At 63.8% G+C, this 20902-nt stretch carries 21 protein-coding genes and 3 tRNA genes; 21 read left to right on the top strand and 3 right to left on the bottom strand.

Features of this window, described 5'->3' with window-relative positions:
• The first annotated feature begins 3 nt into the window (after window positions 1–3).
• The 8 genes from lepB to nagZ all read left to right on the top strand — a co-directional run bounded on the left by lepB (window position 4) and on the right by nagZ (window position 6173).
• Window positions 4–897 carry a signal peptidase I gene (gene lepB / locus R2N16_RS05810; RefSeq protein WP_316664609.1) on the top strand — a complete coding sequence of 298 codons (894 nt, stop codon included), beginning with the start codon at window positions 4–6 and terminating at the stop codon, window positions 895–897.
• A gap of 61 nt (window positions 898–958) precedes the next feature.
• Window positions 959–1327: a DUF4845 domain-containing protein gene (locus tag R2N16_RS05805; protein ID WP_316664608.1), complete on the top strand. Its 369-nt coding sequence runs from the start codon at window positions 959–961 to the stop codon at window positions 1325–1327.
• A 1-nt stretch (window position 1328) separates the two neighbouring features.
• On the top strand, window positions 1329–2099 hold the full coding sequence (rnc, locus tag R2N16_RS05800; protein WP_316664607.1) for a ribonuclease III: 771 nt from the start codon (window positions 1329–1331) through the stop codon (window positions 2097–2099).
• 8 nt (window positions 2100–2107) lie between these two features.
• Complete coding sequence (era, locus tag R2N16_RS05795; RefSeq protein WP_316664605.1) at window positions 2108–3046, top strand: GTPase Era; 939 nt, start codon at window positions 2108–2110, stop codon at window positions 3044–3046.
• Between the two features lie 31 nt (window positions 3047–3077).
• Window positions 3078–3899: a DNA repair protein RecO gene (gene recO / locus R2N16_RS05790; protein ID WP_316664604.1), complete on the top strand. Its 822-nt coding sequence runs from the start codon at window positions 3078–3080 to the stop codon at window positions 3897–3899.
• Window positions 3896–4687, top strand: a complete 792-nt coding sequence (gene pdxJ / locus R2N16_RS05785) for a pyridoxine 5'-phosphate synthase (protein WP_316664603.1) — start codon at window positions 3896–3898, stop codon at window positions 4685–4687. The genes recO and pdxJ overlap by 4 nt, the downstream gene beginning before the upstream one ends.
• Window positions 4684–5127, top strand: coding sequence for a holo-ACP synthase (acpS, locus tag R2N16_RS05780; protein ID WP_316664602.1), 444 nt, complete (start codon window positions 4684–4686; stop codon window positions 5125–5127). The genes pdxJ and acpS overlap by 4 nt, the downstream gene beginning before the upstream one ends.
• Window positions 5124–6173, top strand: a complete 1050-nt coding sequence (nagZ, locus tag R2N16_RS05775; RefSeq protein WP_316664601.1) for a beta-N-acetylhexosaminidase — start codon at window positions 5124–5126, stop codon at window positions 6171–6173. Before acpS ends, nagZ begins: the two co-directional genes overlap by 4 nt.
• 81 nt (window positions 6174–6254) lie before the next feature.
• Here the strand turns inward: nagZ and efp are convergent, their stop codons facing one another.
• Window positions 6255–6824 carry an elongation factor P gene (efp, locus tag R2N16_RS05770; RefSeq protein WP_316664852.1) on the bottom strand — a complete coding sequence of 190 codons (570 nt, stop codon included), beginning with the start codon at window positions 6822–6824 and terminating at the stop codon, window positions 6255–6257.
• 121 nt (window positions 6825–6945) lie between these two features.
• Window positions 6946–8139: an elongation factor P maturation arginine rhamnosyltransferase EarP gene (gene earP / locus R2N16_RS05765; RefSeq protein ID WP_316664851.1), complete on the bottom strand. Its 1194-nt coding sequence runs from the start codon at window positions 8137–8139 to the stop codon at window positions 6946–6948.
• A 91-nt stretch (window positions 8140–8230) separates the two neighbouring features.
• On the opposite strand from earP, the gene uvrC reads away from it, so the two are divergent.
• From uvrC to R2N16_RS05705, 12 genes are all read left to right on the top strand, one after another.
• A complete protein-coding gene (gene uvrC / locus R2N16_RS05760; protein WP_316664599.1) occupies window positions 8231–10204 on the top strand; it encodes an excinuclease ABC subunit UvrC in 1974 nt (657 codons plus the stop codon).
• Between the two features lie 67 nt (window positions 10205–10271).
• Window positions 10272–10847, top strand: a complete 576-nt coding sequence (gene pgsA / locus R2N16_RS05755) for a CDP-diacylglycerol--glycerol-3-phosphate 3-phosphatidyltransferase (protein WP_232042414.1) — start codon at window positions 10272–10274, stop codon at window positions 10845–10847.
• A gap of 135 nt (window positions 10848–10982) precedes the next feature.
• Window positions 10983–11058 (top strand) — tRNA-Gly (locus R2N16_RS05750).
• A gap of 53 nt (window positions 11059–11111) precedes the next feature.
• A tRNA-Gly gene (locus R2N16_RS05745) sits at window positions 11112–11187 on the top strand.
• A 92-nt stretch (window positions 11188–11279) separates the two neighbouring features.
• Window positions 11280–11353: transfer RNA gene (locus R2N16_RS05740), tRNA-Cys, on the top strand.
• 241 nt (window positions 11354–11594) lie between these two features.
• Window positions 11595–11828: a hypothetical protein gene (locus R2N16_RS05735; protein WP_316664598.1), complete on the top strand. Its 234-nt coding sequence runs from the start codon at window positions 11595–11597 to the stop codon at window positions 11826–11828.
• Window positions 11829–12216: 388 nt separating this feature from the next.
• On the top strand, window positions 12217–12930 hold the full coding sequence (locus R2N16_RS05730) for a response regulator transcription factor (protein ID WP_316664596.1): 714 nt from the start codon (window positions 12217–12219) through the stop codon (window positions 12928–12930).
• Window positions 12914–14593, top strand: coding sequence for a FecR domain-containing protein (locus R2N16_RS05725; protein WP_316664595.1), 1680 nt, complete (start codon window positions 12914–12916; stop codon window positions 14591–14593). The genes R2N16_RS05730 and R2N16_RS05725 overlap by 17 nt, the downstream gene beginning before the upstream one ends.
• Window positions 14586–16919, top strand: a complete 2334-nt coding sequence (locus R2N16_RS05720) for a CHASE2 domain-containing protein (RefSeq protein WP_316664594.1) — start codon at window positions 14586–14588, stop codon at window positions 16917–16919. The genes R2N16_RS05725 and R2N16_RS05720 overlap by 8 nt, the downstream gene beginning before the upstream one ends.
• Window positions 16920–17096: 177 nt before the next feature.
• Window positions 17097–17294, top strand: a complete 198-nt coding sequence (locus R2N16_RS05715) for a hypothetical protein (RefSeq protein ID WP_316664593.1) — start codon at window positions 17097–17099, stop codon at window positions 17292–17294.
• Between the two features lie 34 nt (window positions 17295–17328).
• The gene (locus tag R2N16_RS05710; RefSeq protein ID WP_316664592.1) at window positions 17329–18036 is read left to right on the top strand and encodes a response regulator transcription factor; all 708 of its coding nucleotides are present in this window, start codon (window positions 17329–17331) and stop codon (window positions 18034–18036) included.
• Between the two features lie 26 nt (window positions 18037–18062).
• Complete coding sequence (locus R2N16_RS05705; RefSeq protein ID WP_316664590.1) at window positions 18063–18314, top strand: GlsB/YeaQ/YmgE family stress response membrane protein; 252 nt, start codon at window positions 18063–18065, stop codon at window positions 18312–18314.
• A 309-nt stretch (window positions 18315–18623) separates the two neighbouring features.
• Here R2N16_RS05705 and R2N16_RS05700 read toward each other — a convergent pair whose 3' ends face one another.
• Window positions 18624–19379, bottom strand: coding sequence for a FadR/GntR family transcriptional regulator (locus tag R2N16_RS05700; protein WP_316664589.1), 756 nt, complete (start codon window positions 19377–19379; stop codon window positions 18624–18626).
• Window positions 19380–19465: 86 nt separating this feature from the next.
• On the opposite strand from R2N16_RS05700, the gene gudD reads away from it, so the two are divergent.
• Entirely contained in the window at window positions 19466–20836 is a 1371-nt protein-coding gene (gene gudD / locus R2N16_RS05695) for a glucarate dehydratase (protein WP_316664588.1), read from the top strand.
• Window positions 20837–20902: the final 66 nt, after the last annotated feature.

Here is a 20902-nt window from a genome sequence, read left to right as displayed (position 1 = left end):
TCCATGAACTTCGCCCTGATTCTGTTTGTTCTCGTAGTCCTCACCGGTATTGCGTGGGTGGCTGACAAGCTCGTGTTCCAGCGCCAGCGTCAAGCGGCTGCGGCCGCCGCGCTGGCTGAATTTGATGCACGCGCGCAGGTGCAGGCCCAGTACGGTGGCGGTGGCGACATCGGTGCCGCGCGTTTGCAACTGGCTGAGGACAAGCTGCGCCAGCCCTGGTGGTTGGAGTACACCGCCAGCTTCTTCCCGGTGATCGCCGCGGTGTTCCTGTTGCGCTCGTTCGTGATCGAGCCGTTCAAGATTCCGTCGGGCTCGATGATTCCGACGCTGCAGATCGGCGATTTCATCCTCGTCAACAAGTACACGTATGGCATTCGTTTGCCGATCGTGAACAAGAAGATCGTCGAACTGAACCAGCCGCAACGCGGCGACGTGATGGTCTTCCGATATCCGAAAGACGAGTCGATGGACTACATCAAGCGCGTGATTGGCGTGCCGGGTGACGTGGTGAAGTACGACAACAAGCACCTGACGGTGAACGGCCAGCCAGCTACCTACGCACCGCAGGCCGATTACCTCGATGGCGAACGCCTGACGTACTCGAAGCAGTACCAGGAGACCCTTGGCAGCGTGACGCACAACATCCTGAACGACGCCGACCGCCCGGCCTATGTCTCTGGGCCCGACGATTTTCCGTTCCGCGAAAACTGCACTTACAATCAGACCGGCTTCACCTGCAAGGTACCTGCAGGTCACTATTTCATGATGGGCGATAATCGCGACAACAGCGCGGATTCCCGTTACTGGGGTTTTGTGCCGGACAAGAACATTGTGGGCAAGGCGTTCTTCATCTGGATGAATCTGGGTGACCTGAAGCGGATCGGTGCTTTCCACTGATTCAAAAGTGACGCAAAATTCTCTTATTAAAACTCGGCAATTGCACAACGGGGGAAATGCAATGCGGATTCGTCAGGCCGGCCTCAAACGCCCGTCGCGCGGGATTACGATGTTCGGCATCCTGATCGGCATCATTGTGCTGATCACGTTCGTGCTGCCGGCGATTCGCTCCGTTCCGAGCCTGATGGAATACCAGGCCATCACGCGCGCCGTGAAGCAGGCGCGCGAGCGTGCGAGCACGCGCGAAGAGGTTGCCAGCGCCTTCGACAAGCAAGCCGCGATTGATGACATCACGTCGATCAAGGGTGAAGATCTGGAAGTGCTGGACGGCGGCGGTTCCATCCAGGCGGTGCGTTTTTCGTACAAGCGCGAGATCCCGTTGTATGGCCCCATCGGTCTGGTGATCACCTATTCGGGGACCCAGCGTTGACATGAGTCTGGATGCACTACAGCAACGTCTTGGCTACCGCTTCAGCAAACCGGAGTTGCTGCAGCAGGCGCTCACCCATCGCAGCCACAGTGCGATGCACAACGAGCGCCTGGAATTTCTTGGCGATTCGATCCTGAATTGCGCTGTCGCCGACATGCTTTACGGCATGTTCGGCAAGCTGGATGAGGGCGATCTCTCGCGCGTGCGGGCCAATCTGGTCAAGCAACAGGCGCTGTACGAGATCGCGCAGATGTTGCAGTTGCCCGATGCCCTGCGTTTGGGCGAAGGCGAGTTGAAGAGCGGCGGTTTTCGCCGTCCCTCCATCCTGGCTGATGCCCTCGAAGCGATTTTCGGGGCGGTGTTCCTTGACGGTGGCTTCGATGCTGCCCGCACGCTGATCCGCAAGCTGTATATCCCGATCCTTGAACAAGTCGACCCGCGCACGCTGGGCAAGGACGCCAAGACGCTGTTGCAGGAGTACCTCCAAGGTCACAAGATTGCGTTGCCGCTGTACACAGTGGTTGCCACCCACGGCGCGGCGCATAATCAGCAATTCGAGGTTGAGTGCTCGATCCCGAAGCTGGAGATTCGCGTCTCCGGCAACGGGGCATCGCGGCGCGCGGCCGAACAATCGGCGGCCAAGCTGGCCCTGGATGAAGCGCACCGCCTGGTGCCGCAGCTCGTCAAGCGCAGCCGCGCCGAGCGCACCGGCAAGACGCGCAAGCAGGCTACGCCTCCCGATCCGCAGTTGTCTCTCAGGTTGAAGGAATAATCAGGTAAATGAGCGACACCCCATTGCAGCCTCCGCAGCCAGAATCTGGTGTGCCGGAGGGGTTCCGCTGCGGCATGGTCGCCATTGTTGGGCGGCCGAACGTCGGCAAATCCACGCTGGTGAACGCCCTGGTGGGCCAGAAAGTCAGCATTACATCGCGCAAGGCGCAGACCACGCGCCACCGCATCACCGGTATTCAGACGACGGATGACGCCCAGTTCGTCTTCGTCGATACACCCGGTTTTCAGACCCGTCACGCTACGGCGCTGAACCGCTCGCTGAACCGAGCGGTCACCTCCACGCTTACGTCCGTCGACGCGGTGTTGTTCGTGGTCGAGGCCGGCCGCTACGGCCCGGACGATGAGAAGGTGCTCTCGCTGCTGCCGCGCGAGACGCCCGTGATCCTGATCGTCAATAAGGTCGACCGGCTCGATGCGTACACGCGCGCCGAGATGGTTGCCGTGTTCCTGCAGGACATGGCACAGGTGTTTCCATTTGCCGAAATCGTGCCGATGTCGGCCAAGAACCGCGACGACATCGACCGCCTGCTCGGCATCGTGCGCCCGTACCTGCCGGAAGGCGAGCCGATGTACGACCCGGAAGCGCTGACCGATCGCAGCGAGCGCTTTCTGGCCGCGGAAATCGTTCGCGAGAAGGTCTTTCGCTGGACTGGCGACGAGTTGCCGTATTCCAGCACCGTCATCGTCGATAAATTCGAGACCGAAGGCCGTCTGCGCCGCGTGTTCGTGACCATCCTGGTCGACCGCGACGCGCACAAGGCAATGATCATTGGCGCGAAGGGCGCCAAGCTCAAGCAGATTTCTACCGAAGCCCGCATGGACATGGAAAAACTGTTCGACGGCAAGGTGTATCTGGAGGTCTGGATCAAGGTCAAGAGCGGTTGGGCCGACAACGAGGCCGGCCTGCGCGCCTACGGCTACGAGTAACCAGTCACCCGCGCCACTCTACACACGCTCGATGGCGGGACGATCCGATCCGATTCCGGACGAAGCCGCGGAATGGCTAGCCGAGGAAGGTGTTACCGGCGCCGCACCGCGCAGGGGCTTTCCTGCCGGGCGTTCCGAAACACGCGTTGCTGCGCAGCCGGCTTTCGTGCTGCACAGTTACCCGTATCGGGAAACCAGCCTCATCATCGACGTCTTCACACCGGACTACGGGCGCATGGCGCTGGTCGCCAAGGGGGCCAAGCGACCGCATTCGGCGTTGCGAGCGGTGCTGCAGACGTTCCAGCCGCTGTCGCTGTCCTGGAGCGGACGCGGTGATGTCCGCACGCTGACCCGCGCCGAGTGGGTGGGCGGCATGCTGCCGCTGGGCGGGGAGGGGCTGCTATCCGGTTTCTATCTGAACGAACTGCTCGTCAAGTTCGTTGCTCGCGAAGACGGCCACCCGGTGCTGTTCGCGCATTACGTTGAAACGCTCAATAAGCTTGCTCATGGTGAACCCGCGGCCTTCACCCTGCGCGCGTTCGAACGTGTGCTGCTACGTGAGACCGGCTTTGCCGCGCAGCTTGACCGCTGTATCGACGGTGAACCCGTGCAGGCCGATGCCGAGTACGTCTATCACCCTGAACGCGGCATCCGGCGCACGCTGCCGAGCGATCCATCGTCCTGGCCTGTTCTGCGCGGCCAGACGCTGATCGACATGGAGCATGACGATTACGCCTCACGCCCGACGACCGCGCAGCAAAGCCGCAGCCTGATGCGTTTCCTGCTGCATTATCATTTGCATGGCACGCCGCTTTCGACGCGCCAGATCCTGATCGACTTGCAGAAACTATGATCTTTCATGCCTCGCCGGGAATCATCGACCTGGGTATCAACATCGACCACGTCGCCACGCTGCGCAACGCGCGCGGCACCACTTACCCGGACCCGATTGCCGCGGCGCTGCTGGCTGAAGAGGCCGGCGCCGATCTCATCACGCTGCACCTGCGCGAAGATCGCCGCCACATCAAGGACGCCGATGTGCGCGCGCTGCGGCCGCAACTGCGCACACGCATGAACCTGGAGTGCGCCGTCACGCAGGAGATGCTCGACATCGCATGCGACATCGGCCCGCAGGACGTCTGTCTCGTCCCAGAGCGCCGCCAGGAAGTGACCACCGAGGGCGGCCTGGATGTGGTGGGCGGTTTCGCCAAGGTGCAAGCCGCATGCAAGCAACTGGCCGATGCGGGTATCCGCGTGTCGCTGTTCATCGATCCGGATGCGGCGCAGATCGAAGCCGCCGCCGCCGCTGGTGCGCCGGTCATCGAACTGCACACGGGCCGCTATGCCGAAGCGACCGACGATGCGGAGTTGCGTGCGGAACTCGTCCGCATCGAAACCGCAGTGGAAGAGGGCATCCGCTGGGGCGTGCGAGTGAACGCCGGCCACGGCCTCCATTACACGAACGTGCAGCCGATCGCGGCCATCGCCGGCATTCATGAACTCAACATCGGCCACGCCGTCGTTGCGCATGCTGTGTTTGCAGGCTGGCAGAACGCGGTGCGCGAGATGAAGGCGATCATGGTCGCGGCGCGGCTGTCGTCCACAACGCCGGCGGCCGCACATCCGGGCGTGCCTGCATGAGCGAACGGGCCGCAGCCGCTTCGGTGTCCGGTGCCATTTACGGCATCGGCACCGACATCATCCAGATCGAGCGCGTCGAAGGTGTGATACAGCGGACTAACGGCCGCTTCGCCGAGAAAGTGCTTGGGCCCGATGAGTTGCGTGTCTATCACGCCCGCAAGGCACGCTCCGAGCGGCGCGGCCTTGCATTTCTTGCCACGCGCTTTGCCGCCAAGGAAGCCGTGTCCAAGGCCATCGGCCTGGGCATGCGCTGGCCGATGACGTGGCGTGCGGTGCAGACGCTCAACCTGCCATCCGGCCAACCAGTGGTGCGCTACAGCGGTGAACTGGCCGACTGGATTGCGCAGCACGGCCTTCATATCCAGATCAGTGTGACGGACGAACGCGACTACGCAGTCGCCTTCGCCGTCGCCGAGTTGCAAACGAAATCCTCCGCATGACTCAAACCAAGAAGCAGAAGCACCCCGGCCCGATCGTTCTGGATGTTGCCGGCCTCGAACTCCGCCCCGATGATGTTCGACGTATTGCCCATCCGTTGACGGGCGGCGTGATCCTGTTTGCGCGCAACTTTGAATCGCGCGCGCAATTGACGGCGCTCACGCAAGCCATTCGCGCGACTCGCAATGATGTGCTGATTTGCATCGACCACGAAGGCGGTCGTGTGCAGCGCGCCAAGACCGACGGCTTCACGCACCTGCCCGCCATGGGCGCGCTGGGCAAGCTCTGGGACACTGATGTTCTGGCCGCCACGCGCGCTGCCACCGCCTGCGGCTACGTGCTGGCCGCCGAACTGCGTGCGTGCGATATCGACCTCAGCTTCACGCCCGTGCTCGATCTCGACTACGACACCAGCAGCGTGATCGGCGATCGCGCGTTCCATCGCGACCCGCGCGTGGTCACGTTGCTCGCCAACCACCTGACGCTGGGTCTGCGCCTGGCCGGCATGTCCAACTGCGGCAAGCATTTCCCCGGCCACGGCTACGTCCAGGCTGATTCGCACATCGCTGTACCGGTGGACGAGCGCCCGCTGGAGGCCATCCTCGCTGACGACGCGCAGCCCTACGGCTGGATGGGAATCGGCCTGCAGTCGGTGATGCCGGCGCACGTGATTTACTCGGCGGTCGATCCGAACCCGGCGGGGTTCTCTCGTTTCTGGCTGCAGGACATGCTGCGCGCGCATTTCAACTTTGACGGCGTGATCTTCAGCGATGACCTGAGCATGGAAGGTGCGAGCGTTGCCGGCACGGTCGTCGACGGTGCGCGAGCGGCCCTCACGGCCGGCTGCGACATGGTGCTGATCTGCAATGCGCCGGCGAAAGCCGATCAATTGCTCGGCGAACTGGACGTGCCGATGGGCAAAGCGTCGCAGCGTCGCGTGCGCCGGCTGTTTGGCGGCCGGGCTGTGAAGGACTGGGCGAAGCTGCAGCAGCAATCGGCCTACAAGCAGGCGCTGCGTACTTTGCGCGAGGCAAAACTTATCGCGTAGCGCCAAAACGCCAAAACGCCAAAACGCGATCGCAAAAGAAAAGGCTCCCGAGGGAGCCTTTCTTCTTGCTGCAACGCCAGCTTACTTGGCGCGGCTACGGTACTCGTCGGTACGCGTGTCGATTTCGATCTTCTCGCCGATGTTGCAGAACAGCGGCACCATGATCACGAACTCTTCGTTGTCGTTGATGCGAGCCGCCTTCAGAACCTTACCCGACGACGTGTCGCCCTTGACGGCGGGTTCGGTGTAGACGATTTCGCGGACAACCGTGGTCGGCAGTTCCACCGAGATAGCGTTCTCGTTGTAGAACGTCACTTCGACCTTCATGCCGTCTTGCAGGTAGTTCAGCGCGCTGCCCATGGCGGCGGGCTCAACGTTGTACTGTTCGTAGGTGACCGGGTCCATGAACACGTACATCGTGCCGTCGAAGTAGGAATACTCGGCTTCCTTCTTCTCCAGGATGACCTGGTCCATTTTGTCGTCGGCGTTGAAAACCGACTCGCCGCCTGCGCCCGTCAGCAGGTTCTTGTACTTCATCTTGACGACGGCGCCCGAACGGCCCGAACGGCTGTACTCGGTCTTGAGCACGACCATTGCGTCGTTGCCGATCATGAACACGTTGCCAGCGCGGAGTTCTTGCGCGATTTTCAAAGCCATTTCACATTTCCTGAGAGTAAGAGGGTTCGATGCGCGCCAAGCAACGAAGCACCGCGCGATACCCTCCGGGTCGCGCGAACCAGGTCAGAGCCGGGGTCGCATACAGATTAGCCCGCTATTTTACCTGTTTTTCGCAAAATGCCACCAAATTCGCGGCAAGATCACCCAGCTGCATCAAGCTTTGCTCCCAGGTGGCGGCCCGTGCGCGCAGGCGAGGCGCAATGGCCGCAAAGTCCGCCCAGTCGAGTGACGCGGGCGCACCATTCCAGGCGTGCCAGAAGGCGATGAGCGTCTTGGCGTCGGCCTCGGTCAAGGCAGCTGTATAGCGCGCTAGAAATGCGTCCAGCTTGGTGAGGTGTACGTCGTCGCTTTGTGGGTAGATATGCCAGACAAACGGCTTCAGGGCCCATTGGGCGCGCACGAACGAGTCTTCCCCGCGCACGAAATTGATGTCGCATGCCCAGAGGAGCGGGTCGTAGTGCTCTTGGGGCACGAACGGGACGACCGCCACGCTCAGGTTGCCGCGCGTCCACCGGGCACCATTCCTGGCGCCACCGGCGTCACCCAATAGCTCGGCGAGCTGCGAGGCGGCCAAGCCCTCCGGCACCAGGCAGATCACCGGCTGGGGCGAAGATTCCCATTGAGCGACCAGCGTCGGTAGTGCCGGGTTGGCATAGGCAAACAGGCTCACGCGCAGGGCGTCTGGGGTGGCGCGCATCAGGTCGTCAACGCCGAGGCGGTGCCACAACGCCTCGCGGGCGGCGGGGCTGGCCTCGAACGTCGTGCGTTGCGCGCCAAGATGCGATTCCCGCAGGACGCCGCCCGTGTTGCGAGCAAAGCCGGGGAAGAAGAAGTGTTTGACGAGCGGCAGTCGCAGATGTGGCGACTGCATCGCGTGGTGTTCGGCTACCCAGTTCTCGGCGCTCAGGTATTCCAGGTTGATCCAAACCGGCGCCGCCCCCTGGGATGCCTGCTCGGCCATGCGTTTCAACAGGGGCTCTGGGACAGCGCATGCGAAGGCGCCAATCACCACATCGTGCAGCGCGGGGTGTGCATTGGCGGCGAGCAGGTTCGCGACCTGCGCATCGTCAGCCCAGTGGCGAATATCGACGCCCGAGACGCGCTGCGCATCGGCCTTCGCGTCGACAGCCGGGCAGATCTTTTCGAACGAGCGGAGATCGTCGACCCACAGGCGGACGATGTGGCCGTGCTCCTGCACCAGCTGGCGAGCCAGGCGCCAGCAGACGCCGATGTCGCCGTAGTTGTCGACGACGCGGCAGAAGAGATCCCAGGATGTGATGGTGCGCATGCAGGAAGGCGAGTCGAGCAGTGAAGAGGACGGGCCGACATTGTAGTCGGCGGCTTGTTCTACACTGACGGCCTCTGATCCAGCGAACGCCATGTCGTCCGACCCCACGCAACCCCAGCCCCCTGAGACGCCCGAGAGCGTCGAGCCCAGCGCGCCCGCACATGTGCCCGAGTTCGACGCGAAGGCGCACATCGCGCGCCTGCCGAACCTGCCGGGTGTGTATCGCTACTTTGATGCGCAGGGCAACGTGCTCTATGTGGGCAAGGCCCGCGACCTCAAGAAGCGCGTGTCGAGCTACTTCAACAAGACGCTGCTTTCGCCGCGCATCGCGATGATGGTCGCGAAGATCGCGCGCATCGACACCACGGTCGTGCGCAGCGAGGCCGAAGCGCTGCTGCTCGAGAACAACCTCATCAAGGCGCTGGCCCCGCGTTACAACATCCTGTTTCGCGACGACAAGTCGTACCCGTATCTCAAGCTCACGCAGCACGCGTATCCGCGCATGACGTATTACCGTGGCGCGACGGATCGCAAGCACCAGTACTTCGGCCCATTCCCGAGTGCGCATGCGGTGCGCGAGAGCATGCAGATCCTGCAGAAGGTGTTCCAGCTTCGCACGTGCGAAGACACCGTCTTCAACAACCGTACGCGACCGTGCCTGCTGTATCAGATCCATCGTTGCAGCGGGCCGTGCGTCCAGGCGATCGGCACCGAGGATTACGCACGTGACGTCGCCAACGCCGCCGGTTTTCTGCAAGGTCGTCAGGACGAAGTCATGCAGACGCTGCAGGAAAAGATGCAGCGCTACTCCGAGTCGCTGGAGTTCGAGCAGGCCGCCATCGTGCGCGACCAGATCGGCGCGCTGTCGACGGTGCTCAAGCAGCAGTCGGTCGAAGAAGTTGGCCACGCCAGCGACATCGACATTCTGGCCGTTGCCATCAAGGGTGGTCACGCCTGCGTGAACCTCGCGATGGTGCGCGGCGGGCGTCATCTGGGCGACAAGGCTTACTTTCCCACGCACGTGGAAGAGGGGGCTGCCATCGTCGGCGTGGATGTCGAAGCCGACGGCGAAGCTGCGGCGGAAACATCGCGCGATGCCGAACGCGTGGCCAGCGACATCCTCGAAGCCTTCGTCGCGCAGCACTATCTCGATCAGTTCGTGCCGCCGGTGCTGGTGGTCAGCCATCAGATTCATGCGACCGAGTTGATCGACGCGCTGGCCGAGCAGGCCGGGCGTCGTGTTTCGGTTGTGCGCCAGCCGCAGGGCGGGCGCCGCGCCTGGCTGGAGATGGCGGAGAAGGGCGCCGAGCTGTCGCTCATGCGTCGGCTTTCCGAGCAAGGCAGCCAGCAGGCCCGTACGCTCGCGCTGGCCGAGACCATCGGCATCGATCTCGAAGACCTTGCCGCGCTGCGCGTCGAGTGCTTCGACATCAGCCACACCGCCGGCGAGGCCACACAAGCCTCGTGCGTGGTCTTTCACAGCCACGCCATGCAAAACAGCGAGTACCGCCGCTACAACATCCAGGACATCACCCCGGGCGACGACTACGCGGCCATGCGGCAAGTCCTCACGCGCCGCTACCAGAAGATCGTCGAACAGGCCGGCGAAGACACGCCCAACATGCCGATCATCGTGTTGATCGACGGCGGCAAGGGGCAAGTGGAAGTCGCGCGCCAGGTCTTTGAGGAGTTGGGGCTGGATATTGGAGTGCTCGTCGGAGTGGCCAAGGGCGAGGGTCGCAAGGTCGGCCTGGAAACGCTTGTCTTCGCCGATGGCCGTCCGTCATTGGAGCTGGGGCAAGGCAGCGCCGCACTGATGCTCGTCGCACAAATTCGCGATGAGGCGCACCGCTTTGCCATCACCGGCATGCGTGCCAAGCGGGCCAAGGCGCGCAACACGTCGCGGCTGGAAGAGATCGAAGGCATCGGCGCCAAGCGCCGGCAGCGGCTGCTGGCGCGCTTCGGCGGCCTGCGTGGCGTGATGGCCGCGAGCGTCGACGAACTCGCTACGGTAGAAGGCATCTCGCAGACCCTCGCCGAAGAAATCTACCGTCAGCTGCATTGATCGGCGACAATGCCCCATCTTGTCGCGTGGGTGTGAGCTTGCGCGGCGGTTGTCCTCTCGATTTGCCATGCCTTTCAACTTCCCGATCCTCCTGACCTGGTTGCGTGTGGCCATGATCCCGCTGGTGGTGGGTGTGTTCTACGTGCCGGACACCTGGATGGCACTGCCCGCCAAGAACCTGACGGCCGCGGTGTTTTTTATCGTCGCGAGCCTCACCGATTGGTTCGATGGCTTTCTCGCACGCCGCTGGAACCAGACTTCCGCCTTCGGCGCTTTCCTCGATCCGGTGGCTGACAAGCTGATGGTGGCCGCCGCGCTGCTGGTGCTGCTGTCATTGGGCCGCGTGTCGGACGTCATCGCGCTCGTCATCATCGGGCGCGAGATCACCATCTCCGCCCTGCGCGAATGGATGGCGCAGATTGGCGCGTCGAAGAGCGTGGCCGTCAACTTCCTCGGCAAGCTGAAGACGACCTTCCAGATGATCGCGATTCCGCTGCTGCTGTTCGAGGGCCGCCTGTTCGACATGATCGACGCGCAAGTGTGGGGCACGTGGCTGATTTACGTGGCGGCGGTGCTTACGCTGTGGTCGATGGCGTACTACATGAAGCTCGCGTGGCCGCAGATCCGCGAGCGCGCAAAATGAGTCTGTAAAAACTCTTGCGCAAAACTGTTGACGAGGACGATCTTTCTTTGCCATAATTTCGTTCTCGCGTTGCAGTGATGTGACGCAAACGGTCTGGCAGCACAAAGGTTGTACGGCAGTGCTGGTGGCCAAAATGCGGGAATAGCTCAGTTGGTAGAGCGCAACCTTGCCAAGGTTGAGGTCGCGAGTTCGAGCCTCGTTTCCCGCTCCAGTTTGAAATGTGTGGCTGTGTTGATGTGATAGCACGGCGGCATAACCGGTTACGCGGGAATAGCTCAGTTGGTAGAGCGCAACCTTGCCAAGGTTGAGGTCGCGAGTTCGAGCCTCGTTTCCCGCTCCAATCCCGAAGGGAAGCCTTGCTTCCCTTTTTCTTTATCGGCACGGCAAACACGCGGTTCTTCACGAATTGCTACAATGCGGTGCTGAGCCCCTGGCGGGGTAGCAAAGTGGTTATGCAGCGGCCTGCAAAGCCGTGTACGCCGGTTCGATTCCGGCCTCCGCCTCCAGAATGCAACGAAAAAAGCCCCGACTGGTTCGGGGCTTTTTCTTTTTCTTTTGCTCGTACGCGACGCTGGCTGGGCTTGGCCTTCCTCACCGTGCATTCTTCCATTTGACGAACGGCCCCCTGGGTTGCCACAGAACCCTGACGGCATCGTCGGCAACTCCCACCACGGCTGAGTAGTTGCATAAGAAAACTGGTTTGCCTAGACTCGTGTGGTTCTATTTTGAAACTGCATGAGGTGTGAAATGTCTCGTGACTGCGTGGTCGAGGGCTCGTCTATCGAGCGCACCATTCCCTCTCCGGCGTTGCCGCACGCGTGGCTTGTCATGCTGGCATGTTGCGCAGCAGCCAGCGTATCCAACGTCTATTTCGCCCAGCCGCTGCTCAAAGTACTGGCTCGTGACTTTGCGCTCAACGACGCATGGGCGGACGGCATCATCGGTGCGACACAAGGTGGTTGTGCGCTTGCCTGGCGCTAGTCGTGCCGCTGAGCGATCGCTGGCCGCTATACTCGGTCGCTCCACCAGCCGACTGGCCGGTTTCTATACTTTCTGAGCGCACGCACCTTGTAATGGCGTGATGAAAAATGATAGAACGCCACAAAACCCGGCTCTGCGACTAGCTTTTCACAATTGTTTGCAATGCGACGGGGGCGGCCTTTTAGGATGGGTTGGGCTCAAGCCGGCGTGCGTCACCTGCTGGCAGGGCATCGGTAAGGTCTTGCGCGGGGAGCGGGTGCCGCGCCAGTGGTGGCTGGGGGATCGAACAACGACGTGCCGGTCCGGGCTCCCAACCACAGCGACGAAGGGAGTGAGCCGGCATTTCGCGTAGCGATGCCGGACCCGAAACGGGGAAAGGGCAGTCCAGATGTCGATACGAATTGCCTCGGTAGAAGACAATCAGGCGCAATCGGATTTGATTCGCGAGATCCTGATTTCGTCCGGATACGAATGCGAGTGTTTCAGTAGTGGGGATGCCTTCGTCAAGGCGCTGCGGGATCGCACGTTCGACCTGCTGCTGCTCGACTGGCAGTTGCCCGATATCAGCGGCATCCAGCTTGTGAGCTGGGTGCGGCAGACGGTCGGACCGGCGCTGCCGGTACTGTTTCTGACCAACCGTTCGCTCGAAGACGACGTGGTGCGCGGCCTGGCTGCCGGCGCAGACGATTACGTCATCAAGCCGGTGCGCCGCGCCGAGCTGGTGGCGCGCGTTGGTGCGCTGCTGCGTCGTGCCGCACCGCGCACGAGCGAATCGCTCGAACGCATTCGCGTCGGCCCGTACGCGGTGGACCCGGTCGGGCGCGTGCTGACATTGAATGGCTCGCAGGTCGAGCTGTCACCGCGCGAGTTTGATCTGGGGCTGTACCTGTTCCGCAATGTCGGCAAGCTGGTGCCGCGTGATCTGATCGAGCAGGCGGTCTGGGGGCGCAGCATTGGCCCGGATTCGCGTACGCTGGCCACGCATATCTCCAAGCTGCGGCTCAAACTCGATCTCAATCAGAAGAATGGCGTGCGGTTGGTCTCGGTGTATTCACATGGCTATCGGCTCGAAACCACGCAGGAAGATGGTGAAGCAAGCTGACGCAACGTGGGGTGGCTTGATTGGGCGCGCCGCGTTTGTCGGCGCGTTCGTTCTTTTTGGCGGCGTGTGGCAGACGGCCATGGCGCAGCCTTCCGGCGCCGATGGCACCGATTTCATCTATCGCGTGCAGCAGGGCGACACGCTGATCAACCTCGCAGAACGCTACATGGACAGCGTCGAAGGCTGGCGCCTGCTGCAGCAGCGCAACCATGTGGCCGATCCGTATCGGTTGAAGCCGGGCTCGCTCCTTCGCATTCCGTTCGATCGCATTCCGGTGGTGCCGGCTACGGCGCAGGTGGTGTTTGCACGCGATGCAACCTCCGCAGGCAAGCCGCTGCAAGCGGGCATGAAGCTCGCAGAAGATGCGCAGATTGACACCGCGGACAAAGGTGCCGTTACGCTGGCCTTTGATGACGGCACGCGCGTGACGGTGCCGCCCGGCAGCCACGTGGCGCTGTCGCGTGTGCGGGCGTTTGCGCGTGCCGGGCTGATCGATGTGCGCGTGCATGTGAAGCAGGGCGAAGCCGAATCCAACGTTTCACCCAGGAAGACCGGCGTGGGCCGATATGAGATTTCCACGCCGGCGCTGGTGACGGGTGTGCGTGGAACGCGTTTCCGCGTGCAGGCCAGCGAAGCCGCATCGACGAGTTCCGTGCTTGAGGGCGAGGTGGCCACGAGCGCCGGTCGTCAGAAGCAAGCGGTCAGGGCCGGCTTTGGCGTGCTGGCGTCGGGTGGGCACCTCAAGCGCGCAGCGCTGCCCGCGGCGCCCAAGCTGGACGCTATTCCCGAGCTTGTGCAGACGCCGTGCCTGCGCGCGACGTGGCAGCCCGTCAAGGGCGCGGTCGGCTATCGGGCTGCCGTGGCGCGAGATGCCGCGCTGACCGAACTCGGCGCCTATCAATTGAGCAAGACGCCCGCGGCAAATCTCTGCGGCGATGAGGACGGCGACTACACGCTCGTCGTGCAAAGTGTCGACGCACTCGGGCTGACAAGCGAATCGGCCACGCGGCCGTTCACCGTACGCCTGCACCCGGAAGCGCCATATACGATCCAGCCCGCCAGCGGCCGGACCTACCGCAGTGGGGACGTGGCATTTGCGTGGGCTGTCGTGTCCGAGGCTGTCGGCTATGACATGGAAGTCGGAGACGCTGAGACCTTCGCCTCGCCAGCCGTTCAGCAGCATGGCAAGGATGTGCGTGTGACCAAGCCGTTGGCGGCTGGCGCCTGGTGGTGGCGTGTGCGCTCGGTGGCGGCGGACGGCAAAACCGGCCCGTGGAGCGATGCGCTGCATTTTCGCGTCCTCGACATTCCGCCGGATGCCGTGCCCACGGCCGCCGTGGACGCCGGCAATGACGGCAAGCTGCATGCCCACTGGCCTGCGCTGTCGCCCGAACTGGCGGCATCTGGCGCGCGCACGCGCGTGCAACTGGCAGGCGACACAAGCTTTGCCAACCCCATCGCCGACATCGTGAGCGAAGGTAACGAGGTCGCCATTCCGCAGCCGCCATCCGGCGTGTACTACGTGCGCACCGGTGTCGACCTGGGCGACGCGGCATCGGTGATCTACGCCAAGCCGCAGCGCATTGACGTCGGCACCTTCGTCGGCGATTCCGTGCGCAGCCCGGTGCGGAGCGGCGGCGGCAATCTCCTCCTCAATGACTGAACCCGCACCCGCCAAATCGGCCGCGCGCAGCCTTCGGCTTCGCGCGCTGGCGGAGTGGGTGGGGTTGGTGGCGCTGGCTGCACTGCTGACGTTGGGCGCGGTGCGCTGGAGCGTGGTCGCGCGGCTTGATGCGGCGTTGTACGACACGGTCGTTACGCTGCACGGGCATGTGCCGCGCGACGATATCGTCATCGTTGCCATTGATGACCAGAGCCTTGACGCGGTGGGACGCTGGCCGTGGCCGCGCAGCCGCCTGGCCGATATGATTGCGCGCGTGGGGCAGGCACGTCCGCGTGCCATCGGCGTCGATATTCTGTTGATCGAACCCGACCTCGCACACCCCGAAAGCGATCGCGCATTGACGGCGGCCATCGAGCAAGCCGGCCAGGTCATCCTGCCCGCGCTGCCTGAGCGTACGGAGCAGGGGCGCGTGTATCACTATCCGTTCCTCGGGATCAATGCCGCCGTCGCGCATATCAATGCCGCCCCCGATGCGGACAGCGTGGTGCGCGGCGTGTATCTGGCCGAGGGGCCGCGTGCGCATGTGCTGGACCATCTTGCTGTGCAGCTCGCGCGGCAGGCACTGCGCCCGCCGGCCTCCATCCCAGCGCTGACGGATGTGGAGACCGATGCCGGCGGCTGGACGCGGCGGGCGCATATCCGCCTGAATTTTGCCGGGCCGGCGGGTACGTATCGGCATGTGCCGGCGCTGGACGTGCTCAGCGGCCACGTGCCGCCCGAAGCGTTTGCCGGCAAGCTGGTGCTGATCGGAGCCACGGCATCGGGCGTGTCGGACATCTTTGCGACGCCGCCGTCGCGCACGATGAGCGGCGTGGAGGTGCTGGCCAATGCGACCCAAACGGTACTGGACGGCAGCGCCATCCTGCCGGTGCCACCGGGCGTGTTCTGGGCAATGACGCTGCTTCCCTTGCTGACGACTGCCTTGGCGGTGCGTTGGCTCACGCCACGCATGGCGCTTGCAGTGGCGCTGGTGGGTGCTGCCGTGTTGTTGTTGAGCGCGATCGGCGCGCTGGTGTTCGGCAATCGCTGGTTGCCGCCGTTTGCCGCGTTGGTCGGCCCGCTGGTGTTGTATCCGCTGTGGAGCTGGCGCCAACAGGAAGCCGCGCTGCGGTTTCTGCGTGATGAGATGCAGCGTCTGGCGCGCGAGCCTGGCCTGTTGGCCGATGCCGCGCCGCTGGCCCGCACCGGCCGCACGCTGGGCGCCCACATGGATGCCGTCGCCTCGCTCACAGACCGGCTGCGCCGGCTGCGCCGCTTCCTGGCCGATGCGCTCGAGAGCCTGCCCGATGCCACTGTCGTCTGCACGCACGACGGCACGATCCGCCTGGCGAATGGCCGCAGCGCAGACCTGGCTGGCCAGTTGCAGACGCCCGGCCAGAACCGTGCCGCCGCGTTGCGCGACTTGTCGACGCTGCTGGCGCGTGCGTTTGCCGACCCGGCCGCGGGCGAGCACTACTGGACACGCTGGCTGGCCAACCCCACGGGGCTCGAACCTGCCGAGTTGCACACGCACGACGGCCGCGCGATGCTGATGCACGCTGCCGCGTTGCGGGACGAAGCAGGCCGTCCCGTCGACATCATCGTCAGCTTTGCCGACATTACCCCGGTGCGTCAGGCCGAGCGCAGTCGTGAAGAAGCGCTGCGCTTCATCTCACACGACATGCGCTCGCCGCAGAGCGCCATCCTTGCCCTGATCGAACTGCAGCGCGATGCATCACGCGCGTTGGATCGCGAGGCGCTGCTCTCGCGCATCGGGCAGTTGTCGTCGCGCACGCTGGAATTGGCCGATGCCTTCATCGACCTCGCGCGTGCCGAATCGCAAACACTCAAGCTGATGGACGTGGATCTGGTGGGCCTGGTGCTCGACGCCGCCGACGAGGTCTGGGCGCTTGCGAATCGCCACCAGGTGGAAGTGCGCGTGGCGGCCGACATCGAAGCGACCGTGCAAGGTGAGCCGCGCTTGCTGGTGCGCGCGCTGGTGAACCTGCTCAACAACGCCATCAAGTTCAGCGCGGCAGGTTCCGTGGTGACGGTGTCGGTGGAGCAGGACGAGGCGATGTTCTCGGTGGCCGTGGCCGACCAGGGTGCCGGCATCGCGCTGGCCGATCAGCCCCGGTTGTTCCAGCCGTTCCATCGCTTGCATGAGGGCGCTGCCAATGCACCGTCCGGCAGTGGGCTGGGTCTGGTGTTCGTGAAGACGGTGGTTGACCGGCACGGCGGCCGCATTGCCGTGCAGAGCGCACCGGGGCTGGGTTCCACCTTCACGCTGTGGTTGCCGCGCGGCGCACATCGCCGCGACGCCTGAGGCTATCGCGCTCTCGTGTGGCCTTTGCCGCATGTCCTTTTCAATCATTTGCATTTCGGCCCCGCGGTGGCCCTACAGTGCATTGGCCGACCCGCACAGCATGCACCGGTGACACACCGGTCGAGAGACGACAGCACCTTGGAAAAACCGAGCACAGACACGCCCGAGGCGCCACGTATGTTGAGCCAGACAGCAACCGATGTTTTGAACGAATGCGATTACGAACGCGTTCGCGCGCAACTGCATCAGGCCCTGCGCGGCGACGGGAACCCGCCGCAGGGCGAACGCTTCTGGCTGGCTGGTCGGCATGTATCCATGTGGCGCGGCGGTGGTCGCGACGACGGCAATGCACAGAATCGTCGCACCACCGCTTGACCGCGCCGCACGCAGTCAACAACGAAACCGAGCCATGAAAATCGGTCTGATCGACACGCACTTCGCCCGCCAGCAGGCGATCCATTCCGCGCTGCAGCCCACGCGCTTTGAATGTGTGCCGCTGTTTCTCTCTCGCCAGGTTTTTGAAGCCATCGACCTGCACGGCATCAATCTGCTGATGGTCGGCGCGCATGCGCATGACATGCCCGGCTTGTCGCTGGTGCGCACCGTGCGCGAGCGCGTCGGACCCGGCATGGCAATCGTCTACCTCGCCGACGGCCAGGCTGATACCGAAACCGCAGAGGCCCTCAACCACGGCGCAGACCTGTGCTTTCAAGGCGATATCCGTCCGCCCGAACTGCTCGCGCGGCTCGATGCGCTGATCCGCCGCTTTGCCGTGAGCCGGGCTGTGCGAGCGTCGGAGATTCGTCTGGGGCCGTACACGCTTGATCGGCAGAACCGTTCCATCCGCCTGCACGATGCTTCGGTGTCGGTGCATGCGCGTGAGTTTGAGCTGGCGCTGCTCTTGTTCGCGAATGCGGGGCGCGTTCTCTCGCGCGCCGACATCGAACTGGCGCTCTGGGGCCGTGAGCTGAGCCCGTATTCACGCACGCTCGATACGCATGTCTCGCGCCTGCGCAAGAAGTTGCTGCTGGGCACGGAGAACGGCCTGCGCCTGCGAGCCATCTACGGGCAGGGCTTCTGCCTGGAACGCGTGATGGATGCGGCGGAAACGCACTGACAGCCTCAATCTACGGAGCCACTGCCATGCAACTGCTCTGTATCACCATCCTCATCGGTATTCTGGCCGGGCTTGTGGCCCGGTGGGTTACGCCGCGGCGCGGCGCGACCGGATTTCTCCTCGCGATCATGGTTGGCATTGCCGGTGCGCTGACAGCCGCATTTCTCGGCCAGTTGATGCGCTGGTATGAGCCGGGCCAATTGGCGGGGTTTGTCGGTTCGGTCGCGGGCGCCGTTGTCGTGCTGGCCGGCTATCACGTGGTCGCACGCGAACGCTGAGTACGTCGCTCCAAAGCACAAAGCCCCGCGAGTCGGGGCTTTTTTTGTTGGTGGGGCAGGGCGGAATCGAACGGCGCGGCGTCCAAAGAAACGCCCTGATACTCAGGACAGCAGCATCAGGGCCAAGAAGGTCGCGGCTCTCTCTTCCGCGACCGGAGCGCACCCACGAGGGGTCGGTGCAAGCTCAGGTTACGTGGCTGAGAGCGCGAGAATGCAAATCTTTGTCAACAGCGCCGGCACATGGGGCGCGCGTAACGGCGACGATTGGGTGATAAGACGTCGTACAACTTGGGCCGGTTTGGCGCCGGTTCAGTCCGCCGTGGTCGGTGCCTGCGTGCCGGCCGCTTCGTGCGCGCGACGCAGGCGTTCGCGGCTGTTTGACAGATGCATGCGCATGGCAGCGCGAGCGGCTTCCGGGTCTTTGCGCGCGATGGCTTCGAAGACGCTGTGGTGCTCGCGGTTGACCGTGGCGCGCAATTCCGGGGCGTTCAGGTACCCCACCTGCGCCAGCCCTATCCGCGTGCGGGGGATGAGCGTTTTGCCGAGTTGCGCGAGGGCGCCCACGAAGTGTTCGTTGCCGGTGGCGCGCGCAATGCTCAGGTGAAATTGCAGGTCGGAGGTGGCGCTGTCGTTACCCTCCGCCTGGTCCTGCTCGATGGCGTCGAGTGCCGCGCGCAGGGCATCGATCTCGGTGGGAGAAATGCGCTGTGCGGCCAGGCCCGCGCACTCCGTCTCAATAGCGACGCGCAATTCGAGCATGCTCAAGATGTCGTGCATCGTGGACGCGTCGCCGAGCGGGATGCTGTTGTCTGCGCGCGGCGGCAGGACAAAGCTGCCAATGCCGTGACGCGTTTCGATCAGCCCCTTGGCCTGCAAGCGCGAAATGGCTTCGCGTACCACCGTACGGCTCACGCCGAGCGCCTCCATCAACGCGGATTCCGTCGGCAGCTTGTCGCCGATGCGCAGCGATTCGTTGGCGATGCGCCCTTTGACGTGGTCCACCACCACGTCCGCCAGGCTTTGGGTGCGGCGCACGTGCGTTGCGGGTGAACTGGCAGTGGGCATGCGGTCTCCGGTGGATGCGGGTTTACCAGGGGTGGTTCGCTAGGAATGTGTCCATTATATTCCGGTTCCATGTTGTACGACGACTGATGACATACGTGATGACCATGGATCACCCAACCACCGAAACCCCCATTCGCACGCCGCGCGTTACCCGCCTCCAGGTCATTCCCGTGGCGGGCCGAGACAGCATGTTGCTGAACCTGAGCGGCGCCCACGGGCCGTTCTTCACCCGCAACATCGTCATCCTGGAAGACTCCGAGGGTCATACCGGCGTGGGCGAGGTGCCGGGCGGCGAGGCCATCCGCAAGACCATTGAGGATGCGACGCCGCTGATCGTCGGACAACCGATCGGTGCGTACAACAACGTGCTCAACAGCGTGCGGCGCCAATTTGCCGATCGCGACGCCGGTGGCCGCGGGTTGCAGACCTTTGATCTGCGCACCACGGTGCACGCGGTGACGGCACTGGAAAGCGCGCTGCTCGACCTGCTTGGCCAGCACTTGGGCGTGCCTGTGGCGGCGCTGCTGGGGCAGGGGCAACAGCGCGCCAAGGTGCCGGTGCTCGGCTACCTGTTCTTCGTAGGCGACCGTAAACGCACCGATCTGGACTACGCCGACGGCAGCGACGCCACCGACGACTGGACCCGCGTGCGCCACGAAGAAGCGCTCACGCCGGAAGCGGTGGTGCGCCTGGCCAAGGCGGCCCATGCGCGCTACGGCTTCAAGGATTTCAAGCTCAAGGGCGGCGTGCTGAGCGGCGATGACGAAATGGTCGTCACCACCGCGTTGGCCGAAGCCTTTCCTGAAGCACGCGTCACGCTGGACCCGAACGGCGCATGGTCGCTGGCCGAGGCCATTCGCCTGTGCCGCGACAAGCACGACGTGCTCGCCTACGCCGAAGACCCGTGCGGCGCCGAAGGCGGTTACTCCGGCCGCGAGGTGATGGCCGAATTCCGACGCGCCACCGGCCTGCCGACGGCCACCAACATGATCGCCACCGACTGGCGCCAGATGGGGCACGCCATTCAGTTGCACTCGGTCGATATTCCGCTGGCCGATCCGCACTTCTGGACGATGCAGGGCTCTGTGCGCGTGGCGCAGATGTGCGACGACTGGGGCCTGACCTGGGGTTCGCACTCCAACAACCACTTCGACATTTCGCTGGCGATGTTCACGCACGTGGCCGCGGCGGCGCCGGGCAACATCACCGCTATCGACACGCATTGGATCTGGCAGGACGGCCAGCGCCTGACGCGCGAACCGTTTCCGATTGTCGGCGGCGAGATCGACGTGCCGACGGCACCGGGCCTGGGCGTCACGCTCGACATGGAGCAACTGGAGAAAGCGCACGCGCTCTACAAGCAGCACGGCCTGGGCGCACGCGACGATGCGATCGCCATGCGCCAACTGATTCCCAACTGGCAGTTCGACAACAAGCGCCCCTGCATGGTCCGCTGAGCAGCGCAGGCGCAACCGGCGGCGGTACGCGCGGTATCGTGCGCGCCGCGGCATCCATATAAAAAA

The sequence above is a fragment of the Ralstonia psammae genome, from assembly GCF_958405935.1.
Classification (GTDB): Bacteria; Pseudomonadota; Gammaproteobacteria; order Burkholderiales; family Burkholderiaceae; genus Ralstonia; species Ralstonia psammae.
Note: the sequence above shows the minus strand (reverse complement) of the source record. Positions and strands in the feature narration are given on the sequence as shown.

What these genes read in the sequence shown, in the direction of transcription:
- lepB (WP_316664609.1), top strand. Translation starts at nt 4, where the DNA reads ATGAACTTCGCCCTGATTCTGTTTGTTCTCGTAGTCCTCACCGGTATT.
- recO (WP_316664604.1), top strand. Translation starts at nt 3,078, where the DNA reads ATGGCGGGACGATCCGATCCGATTCCGGACGAAGCCGCGGAATGGCTA.
- acpS (WP_316664602.1), top strand. Translation starts at nt 4,684, where the DNA reads ATGAGCGAACGGGCCGCAGCCGCTTCGGTGTCCGGTGCCATTTACGGC.
- R2N16_RS05735 (WP_316664598.1), top strand. Translation starts at nt 11,595, where the DNA reads ATGTCTCGTGACTGCGTGGTCGAGGGCTCGTCTATCGAGCGCACCATT.
- R2N16_RS05805 (WP_316664608.1), top strand. Translation starts at nt 959, where the DNA reads ATGCGGATTCGTCAGGCCGGCCTCAAACGCCCGTCGCGCGGGATTACG.
- pdxJ (WP_316664603.1), top strand. Translation starts at nt 3,896, where the DNA reads ATGATCTTTCATGCCTCGCCGGGAATCATCGACCTGGGTATCAACATC.
- R2N16_RS05700 (WP_316664589.1), bottom strand. Translation starts at nt 19,379, where the DNA reads ATGCCCACTGCCAGTTCACCCGCAACGCACGTGCGCCGCACCCAAAGC.
- R2N16_RS05730 (WP_316664596.1), top strand. Translation starts at nt 12,217, where the DNA reads ATGTCGATACGAATTGCCTCGGTAGAAGACAATCAGGCGCAATCGGAT.
- R2N16_RS05725 (WP_316664595.1), top strand. Translation starts at nt 12,914, where the DNA reads ATGGTGAAGCAAGCTGACGCAACGTGGGGTGGCTTGATTGGGCGCGCC.
- uvrC (WP_316664599.1), top strand. Translation starts at nt 8,231, where the DNA reads ATGTCGTCCGACCCCACGCAACCCCAGCCCCCTGAGACGCCCGAGAGC.
- era (WP_316664605.1), top strand. Translation starts at nt 2,108, where the DNA reads ATGAGCGACACCCCATTGCAGCCTCCGCAGCCAGAATCTGGTGTGCCG.
- R2N16_RS05710 (WP_316664592.1), top strand. Translation starts at nt 17,329, where the DNA reads ATGAAAATCGGTCTGATCGACACGCACTTCGCCCGCCAGCAGGCGATC.
- R2N16_RS05720 (WP_316664594.1), top strand. Translation starts at nt 14,586, where the DNA reads ATGACTGAACCCGCACCCGCCAAATCGGCCGCGCGCAGCCTTCGGCTT.
- R2N16_RS05715 (WP_316664593.1), top strand. Translation starts at nt 17,097, where the DNA reads ATGTTGAGCCAGACAGCAACCGATGTTTTGAACGAATGCGATTACGAA.
- earP (WP_316664851.1), bottom strand. Translation starts at nt 8,139, where the DNA reads ATGCGCACCATCACATCCTGGGATCTCTTCTGCCGCGTCGTCGACAAC.
- nagZ (WP_316664601.1), top strand. Translation starts at nt 5,124, where the DNA reads ATGACTCAAACCAAGAAGCAGAAGCACCCCGGCCCGATCGTTCTGGAT.
- rnc (WP_316664607.1), top strand. Translation starts at nt 1,329, where the DNA reads ATGAGTCTGGATGCACTACAGCAACGTCTTGGCTACCGCTTCAGCAAA.
- gudD (WP_316664588.1), top strand. Translation starts at nt 19,466, where the DNA reads ATGACATACGTGATGACCATGGATCACCCAACCACCGAAACCCCCATT.
- R2N16_RS05705 (WP_316664590.1), top strand. Translation starts at nt 18,063, where the DNA reads ATGCAACTGCTCTGTATCACCATCCTCATCGGTATTCTGGCCGGGCTT.
- pgsA (WP_232042414.1), top strand. Translation starts at nt 10,272, where the DNA reads ATGCCTTTCAACTTCCCGATCCTCCTGACCTGGTTGCGTGTGGCCATG.